This window comes from Streptomyces sp. NPDC057694, from assembly GCF_042799415.1.
Classification (GTDB): domain Bacteria; phylum Actinomycetota; class Actinomycetes; order Streptomycetales; family Streptomycetaceae; genus Streptomyces.
The window spans coordinates 1-6,676 of record NZ_JBHVIX010000054.1 but is presented as its reverse complement, the minus strand read 5'-3'; the positions used below and the strand labels follow the sequence as shown (position 1 = coordinate 6,676).

Genomic DNA, 6,676 nt, shown 5'->3' with positions numbered 1-6,676 from the left:
ATCGGGAGGCTGCGCTCGGCGCAGCCTCCGAGGGGAAGGCGCGCGAAGCGCATGCCTTCAGGGGCGCGGGGAACTGCGCGAGAAGCGGCCACCGGGCCGCGGACGACCGACAACCCAGGAGCGCGGGGAACTGCGCGACCGGCCGTCAGTCGGCGAGATGCCGCTCCACCGTGGCGACCTTCGAGGTCAGGCCGTCGGTGACGCCGGGGCGGATGTCGGCCTTCATGACCACGGAGACCCGAGGAGCCCGCTCCTCGACCACGGCGACGGCCCGCTTCACTACGGCCATCACCTCGTCCCAGTCCCCCTCGATCGAGGTGAACATGGCGTCGGTCCGGTGGGGCAGCCCCGATTCGCGGACGACCCGCACGGCGTCGGCGACGTACTCCCCCACGTCCTCACCGACCCCGAGCGGCGTCACGGAGAAAGCGATGATCATGCGTTCACGATCCCTTCCTGACGGGCCCGCGCGGCGATGGCGGCGTTGACGGCGCTCTCGGACTCCCGCTTCAGCTTCCGCTCGGCGAAGAACCCGCCGGTCGGCAGCACGGAGAGGACGAAGTAGAGCGCGGCCCGGCCGAAGCCCCACTTCGCGCGGTTCCAGGCGTCCAGCCAGAAGACGACGTACAGCACGAACAGCACGCCGTGCACCATGCCCATGACGGGCACCGCGTTGAAGTCCGTCGTCCGCTTCAGCACCGAGCAGACCAGCAGCAGGATGAAGGAGACGGCCTCGGGCGCGGAGACCAGGCGGAGGCGGCGGATGGCGGAGGCGGTCTTGATGTCCACGAGGCACCTTTGACTGAGTGGTCGACGGGCTGGCAGTGATCTTGTGAAAGCGCGCACAAGCGTTCCCCATTGTGGCACCGTCCCGCCGTCGCCCTGTCGGCGGGCTCCCCCGCCCCGTACCGTCGATCCCGTGGCAACGTTCCGGCTGCAGGGCAGCAAGATGCTCGCCGTCGACATGACGGGCGACAGCGTGAAGGCGAAGAACGGCTCGATGGTCGCGTACGACGGCCGGATGGCGTTCAAGAAGCTGAGCGGGGGTGGCGAGGGGATACGGGGGATGGTGACCCGGCGCATCACGGGTGAGCAGATGACCGTGATGGAGGTGAAGGGCCAGGGGACCTGCTGGTTCGCGGACCGCGCGGCGGAGATCAACCTGGTCGGACTGCGGGGCGACAAGCTCTGGGTCGAGGCGAGCAATCTGCTGTGCACGGACGCGGGTCTGCGCACCGGCACCAGTTTCACGGGGATGCGCGGCGCCTCCCAGGGCAACGGGCTGTTCACGACGACCGTCGAGGGCCACGGCCAGGCCGCGATCATGAGCGACGGCCCGGCGGTGGTGCTGCGGGTCAGCCGCGACTACCCGCTGACCGTCGACCCCGGCGCCTACGTCGCGCACCAGGGCAGTCTGCGGCAGTCGTTCCAGTCGGGCGTCACCTTCCGTACGTTCCTGGGGGAGGGCGGCGGCGAGGCGTTCCAGATCCTCTTCGAGGGCGACGGGCTGGTCTACGTACAGCCCAGTGAGCGCAACACGATCGCGGGGGATGTGTGAGATGCCGGCGGACTTCCGCGAGATCAACTCGAAGGTCGTCGAGGCGACCGTCGTGCCCGGGCAGCGGCTCTACAGCCAGCGCGGCGCGATGCTCGCCTATAAGGGGGACGTCTCCTTCACGCCCAACGTGCAGGGCGGGCAGGGCGGACTGATGTCGATGATCGGTCGGCGGGTGGCCAACGAGGCGACGCCGCTGATGACGGTGGAGGGCAGCGGCACGGTGCTGTTCGGGCACGGCGGCCACCATGTGCAGGTGATCCATCTGTCCGGCGACACCTTGTACGTGGAGGCCGACCGGCTGCTCGCCTTCGACGGGGCGCTCCAGCAGGGGACCATGTTCATGGGCTCCCAGGGCGGGGTCATGGGGATGGTGCGCGGGCAGGTCACCGGGCAGGGGCTCTTCACGACCACGCTCAAGGGGCACGGGGCGGTCGCCGTGATGGCGCACGGCGGAGTCATCGAGGTGCCGATCACCCCGAACAACCCGGTGCACGTCGACCCGCAGGCGTACGTCGCCCATCACGGCGACGTACGCAACAAGCTGTCGACGGCGCTCGGCTGGCGGGACATGGTGGGCCGCGGCAGCGGCGAGGCGTTCCAGCTGGAGCTGAGCGGGAGCGGTGCGGTGTACGTGCAGGCGTCGGAGGAGAAGCTGTGACCCACCCCATGCCCGCGGGCCCGGTGATCCACGATCCCCGGACGCTGCCGGTCGACGACAACGTCAACGCGTACACGTTCTGCGTGGAACTGAAGAGCAGTCAGTGGTTCCTGCAGAAGGGCAAGATGATCGCCTACTACGGGCGGATGGAGTTCAACGGCATCGGGCACGGGCAGCTCGACCGCCTGGTGCGCACCTCGTTCCACTCGCCGCTGCACGCGAGCGACTGGGTGGTGGCGGAGGGCAGCGGCAAGATGCTCCTCGCCGACCGGGCCTTCGACGTCAACTCCTACGACCTGGACGACGGCAACCTGACCATCCGCGCGGGCAATCTGCTCGCTTTTCAGCCAAGTCTCGCGCTCAAGCAGTCCATCGTGCCCGGCTTTCTCACACTCATTGGCACTGGCAAATTCGTCGCGGCTTCAAACGGTCCGGTCGTCTTCATGGAGCCGCCCCTCCGCGTCGATCCGCAGGCGCTCGTCGGCTGGGCCGACTGCCCGTCCCCCTGCCATCACTACGACCACACCTATCTGACCGGCGTCATAGGCGGTCTACGTGCGATGACGGGGATCGGCGGAGTCAGCGGCGAGGAGCACCAGTTCGAGTTCGTGGGCGCCGGCACGGTGCTTCTGCAATCGAGCGAGGCGCTGATGCCGGAGACCGCCACGGGTGACGTACCTCACCAAGCGGGCGTACCGGGCGGCGGTTCGGGACCGGGCGCGGGCTCGTCACCGGCACCGAGGCTTCCCGGACAGCTCGGAGACCTCCAGCGTCGCTTCGGGCTGTGAGCGGTAGTCTGCGGAGTGTGACGTCGAACGCGTGAACCTTTACCGCACAACTGAGGGCTCACCGACATGTGAGGCGTCACATTCCCCACATTCGTTCGCCTTTCAACTTCTTAGGTAGAATCGATTCCATGGAGACCGAGACGGCCACGCGGTGGCTGACCGACGAGGAACAGTGCGCCTGGCGCACCCACCTGGAGGTCAACAGGCTGCTGAACTACCAGCTGGAGAAAGACCTCCAGCCCTTCGGCCTGACGATGAACGACTACGAGATTCTGGTGAACCTCTCCGAAGCGGATGAGCACCGGATGCGGATGAGCGACCTTGCTGCGGCGACCCTGCAGTCCAAGAGCCGGCTCTCGCACCAGATCACCCGGATGGAGAACGCGGGGCTGGTCCGCCGCGAGAACTGCGAGTCCGACCGGCGCGGCCTGTACACGGTCCTCACCGAGTTCGGCCTGGAGACCATGAAGAAGGTCGCCCCGTTCCATGTGGCGTCCGTGCGACAGCACTTCGTGGATCATGTCTCGCCGCAGGAGCTGAGCGACCTCCGCAAGGCGCTCGCGCCCATCGCGGAACACCTGCGTTCGCAACGCGGCAAACCGTGACACCTGCGAACGACTGAGGTTTGCTGTCCGCGGAGGACCGCCGACCTCCCCCGTGGAAACCCGCCTTCAGTTCGCGGGCAGCCGCAGTTCGAACAGTGCCCCGCCCTGCGGCGCGGCGCGCACCGTCAGGGTGCCGCCGTGCCGCACGGCCACGTCCCGGGCGATGGCCAGTCCGAGCCCCGCCCCGCCGCCGTCCCGTGAGCGCGCGTCGTCGAGCCGGACGAACCGCTCGAAGATCCGCTCACGCTCCTGAGGCGGCACCCCGTCGCCGTCGTCGGCGACCGTGAGGACCGCCTCTCCCCCGTCGACGCCCACGGCGACCACGACCGCGCCGACCGCGTGCCGCTGCGCGTTGTCCACGAGATTGCCCAGCACCCGGGCCAACTGCCCGCGGGAGCCGGTGACCTGGGCCGACTCCACGGCCTCCACGGCGACGGGCAGCCGGTCGCCCACGCGCTGCGACAGCTCCTCGCGCGCCAGGGCCGCCAGGTCCACTCCGGCGCCGCCGGGCCGCTCCCCCGCGTCGAGCCGGGCGAGCAGCAGCAGATCCGCGGCCAGCTCTTGGAGCCGCACCGTGTCCTCGACGGCGCCCGGCACATCGAGCAGCTCCGGGTGGGCGGCGCCGACCTCCAGCTGGGTGCGCAGCGAGGCGATGGGGCTGCGCAGCTCGTGCGAGGCGTCGGCGACGAACCGCCGCTGCCGCTCGACCGACTCCTGGAGCGCGGCCAGCGTCTCGTTGGTGGTCGCGGCCAGGCGGGCGACCTCGTCGTGCGTGTCCGGCTGCGGCACCCGGCGCGCGAGGTCCTGCGACGCGGTGATGGCGGCCATCTCGGTGCGGATGCCCTCGACGGGCCGCAGCGCGCGCCGGGTCACCAGGTAGGTGACCGTGCCGACGACCACGAGCAGCAGCGGGAAGCCGATCAGCATGGCGGTCGACGTCGTCGTCACGGCGCTCTGCTCGGCCGCCAGCGAGGCGCCCGCGTAGACCTTCAGATCGCCGTACGCGGTGTCCTCGACCTCCACCGCGGCGAACCGGTAGTCGGCGCTGTCGCCGTCCACGGTGGCGCTGCCGTCGGTGTAGTCGGTGGAGCCGGACACCGAGCCGCCGACGCCGTCGTCGTCACCGCCGGAACCGCCGTGCCGGTCGTCGTCATCGTCGTCGTCACTCCGCGCGGCGACGGGCTTGACCGCGTCCGTCCCTGCGCCGGAGATCCGCTCCAGGTGGTCGGTGGCGGCGATCAGCCTGCCGTCGTCGTCCACGACCTGCACCGGATGGTCCTCGTCGTCGAGGTCGAGGCTGTCCGGCGCGACCCCGCTGACCAGGGACGTCGCGACGCGGCGGGCGGCCGAGTCGGCGCCCGACGAGGCCTGCTCGCCGAGGTTGTCGCGCAGGGCGAGGAGCACGGCGACACCGGCCGCGACCAGGGCGACGGCGACGACGAGGGTGGCGGCGAGCGCGGCACGCGACCGTACGGAGCCCAGCAGGCGGCGCCTCACCGGGGGATCTCCAGCCGGTAGCCGGCGCCGCGCACGGTCCGGATGAGGGGCGCGCCGAGCTTGCGGCGCAGCGCGCTGACGTACACCTCGACGATGTTCGGATCGCCCTCGTAGGCGAAGTCCCACACGTGCTCCAGGATGTCGCTCTTGGACACCACCTCACCGGCGCGCGCGACGAGCTGTTCGAGGACCGCGAACTCCTTCGCGGTGAGCGGCACTTCACCGTCCTCGGCGTGCGTGACGCGGCGCGCGGCGGTGTCGACGGCGTACGGCCCGACGGTGTGCACGGGGTTGGCCCGGCCCGCGCGGCCGCGCCGCCGCAGCAGCGCCTTCACGCGCGCGACGAGCACGACGTACGAGAACGGCTTGGTCAGATAGTCGTCGGCGCCCGTGTCGAGCCCCTCGGCCTCGTCGTACTCGCCGTCCTTGGCGGTGAGCATCAGGATCGGCACGTCGTTCCCGGCGGCGCGCAGGGCGGCGCAGACCCGGTAGCCGTTCATGCCGGGCAGCATGATGTCCAGGACGACCAGGTCGTACGGCGACTCGCTCGCGCGGTGCAGTCCTTCGAGGCCGTCGTGGACCACGTCGACGGCGTACCCCTCGGCGGTCAGGCCCTTGGCGAGCGACACGGCGAGCCGCTTCTCGTCCTCCACGATCAACAGGCGCATGCGTCACAGGGTCGCAGGTGGTTCCTGAAGGCTTCTTCAGGTTCCTTCAGCGGGGCTTCAGGGTCGTTCGGGCAGCTTGGTCCTCGTCGAACTCGTCGAACTCCACGTAGGGACGGACCTCATGAAGCGTCGTACGACCGTCATCTCCGCCATCGCCGCCGTCGCGCTGATCGGCGGCGGAACCGCCACGGCGGTCGCCCTCTCCGACGACGACAGCGGGTCGGGCGCCGCAGCGAAGTCGAGCGTGCAGATCAAGGACGACGGCGTCAGTGACGCCCGGGAGAACGCCGACGAGGCGAAGGGGGCCCGGATCACGGCCGAGGACGCGATCGCCGCCGCGCTGAAGCACACGCCGGGCGTCGCGGCCGAGGCCGATCTCGACTCCGACGACGGCCGGCTGGTCTGGGACGTCGACGTGATCGGCTCCGCCCGGCACCATGTCGAGATCGACCCCGGCACGGGGAAGATCCTCGGCTCACACGTCGAGAGGGATGACGACGACGACCCCGCGCGGGTCGGCTCCGCCCTGAAGAACGCGTCGGTCTCGGCCTCGGACGCGGCGCGGGTCGCTGCCGCGAAGGGGACGGTGACGTCGGTGGAGGCCGACGATGACGACGACCGGGCCGGATCGGTGACGGTCTGGGAGGTCGAGACGACGTCCGCGGACGGGACCCAGCACGACTGGCACGTGGACCTCCGGACGGGGGCCGTGACCGTGGACCGGGGTCACGATGACGACCACGGTGACGACGACTGACGGCCCGGTGGGGGCTGGTCGCGCAGTTCCCCGCGCCCCTGAGGGGTTGCCGGTCGGCTGACGGCCGGTGGCCGCTTCTCGCGCAGTTCCCCGCGCCCCTGAGGCAGGCGCTTCGCGCCGCCTCCCCTGAAGGCCGCAGGCCTTT

General features: G+C 70.4%; 9 protein-coding genes. 5 read left to right on the top strand and 4 right to left on the bottom strand.

Annotated features, from left to right (window positions below; all coding sequences use genetic code 11):
• Positions 1–145 precede the first annotated feature (145 nt).
• Complete coding sequence (locus ACFVDP_RS43780; protein WP_383503412.1) at positions 146–439, bottom strand: MTH1187 family thiamine-binding protein; 294 nt, start codon at positions 437–439, stop codon at positions 146–148.
• Positions 436–789, bottom strand: coding sequence for a DUF3817 domain-containing protein (locus tag ACFVDP_RS43775; RefSeq protein WP_383503410.1), 354 nt, complete (start codon positions 787–789; stop codon positions 436–438). The genes ACFVDP_RS43780 and ACFVDP_RS43775 overlap by 4 nt, the downstream gene beginning before the upstream one ends.
• A 130-nt stretch (positions 790–919) precedes the next feature.
• Between ACFVDP_RS43775 and ACFVDP_RS43770 the strand changes: the two genes are divergently transcribed.
• The 4 genes from ACFVDP_RS43770 to ACFVDP_RS43755 all read left to right on the top strand — a co-directional run bounded on the left by ACFVDP_RS43770 (position 920) and on the right by ACFVDP_RS43755 (position 3,609).
• Positions 920–1,558 (top strand): AIM24 family protein, encoded by a 639-nt coding sequence (locus ACFVDP_RS43770; RefSeq protein WP_383503408.1) that lies wholly within the window; start codon positions 920–922, stop codon positions 1,556–1,558.
• Positions 1,551–2,216: an AIM24 family protein gene (locus ACFVDP_RS43765; protein ID WP_383503406.1), complete on the top strand. Its 666-nt coding sequence runs from the start codon at positions 1,551–1,553 to the stop codon at positions 2,214–2,216. The genes ACFVDP_RS43770 and ACFVDP_RS43765 overlap by 8 nt, the downstream gene beginning before the upstream one ends.
• 8 nt (positions 2,217–2,224) lie before the next feature.
• On the top strand, positions 2,225–3,004 hold the full coding sequence (locus ACFVDP_RS43760; RefSeq protein ID WP_383503414.1) for an AIM24 family protein: 780 nt from the start codon (positions 2,225–2,227) through the stop codon (positions 3,002–3,004).
• Positions 3,005–3,132: 128 nt separating this feature from the next.
• On the top strand, positions 3,133–3,609 hold the full coding sequence (locus ACFVDP_RS43755) for a MarR family winged helix-turn-helix transcriptional regulator (RefSeq protein WP_383503404.1): 477 nt from the start codon (positions 3,133–3,135) through the stop codon (positions 3,607–3,609).
• Between the two features lie 66 nt (positions 3,610–3,675).
• On the opposite strand, the gene ACFVDP_RS43750 is transcribed toward ACFVDP_RS43755, so the two are convergent.
• Together ACFVDP_RS43750 and ACFVDP_RS43745 are read right to left on the bottom strand one after the other, a co-directional pair.
• A complete protein-coding gene (locus ACFVDP_RS43750) occupies positions 3,676–5,106 on the bottom strand; it encodes a sensor histidine kinase (protein WP_383503403.1) in 1,431 nt (476 codons plus the stop codon).
• Positions 5,103–5,774: a response regulator transcription factor gene (locus ACFVDP_RS43745; protein ID WP_383503401.1), complete on the bottom strand. Its 672-nt coding sequence runs from the start codon at positions 5,772–5,774 to the stop codon at positions 5,103–5,105. Before ACFVDP_RS43745 ends, ACFVDP_RS43750 begins: the two co-directional genes overlap by 4 nt.
• A 121-nt stretch (positions 5,775–5,895) precedes the next feature.
• On the opposite strand from ACFVDP_RS43745, the gene ACFVDP_RS43740 reads away from it, so the two are divergent.
• Positions 5,896–6,531 carry a PepSY domain-containing protein gene (locus ACFVDP_RS43740; protein ID WP_383503399.1) on the top strand — a complete coding sequence of 212 codons (636 nt, stop codon included), beginning with the start codon at positions 5,896–5,898 and terminating at the stop codon, positions 6,529–6,531.
• The last annotated feature ends 145 nt before the right edge of the window (positions 6,532–6,676 follow it).

Excerpts from the sequence above, each read along its gene's own strand:
- ACFVDP_RS43760 (WP_383503414.1), top strand. The coding sequence starts at position 2,225 with ATGCCCGCGGGCCCGGTGATCCACGATCCCCGGACGCTGCCGGTCGAC.
- ACFVDP_RS43740 (WP_383503399.1), top strand. The coding sequence starts at position 5,896 with ATGAAGCGTCGTACGACCGTCATCTCCGCCATCGCCGCCGTCGCGCTG.
- ACFVDP_RS43765 (WP_383503406.1), top strand. The coding sequence starts at position 1,551 with ATGTGTGAGATGCCGGCGGACTTCCGCGAGATCAACTCGAAGGTCGTC.
- ACFVDP_RS43780 (WP_383503412.1), bottom strand. The coding sequence starts at position 439 with ATGATCATCGCTTTCTCCGTGACGCCGCTCGGGGTCGGTGAGGACGTG.
- ACFVDP_RS43745 (WP_383503401.1), bottom strand. The coding sequence starts at position 5,774 with ATGCGCCTGTTGATCGTGGAGGACGAGAAGCGGCTCGCCGTGTCGCTC.
- ACFVDP_RS43755 (WP_383503404.1), top strand. The coding sequence starts at position 3,133 with ATGGAGACCGAGACGGCCACGCGGTGGCTGACCGACGAGGAACAGTGC.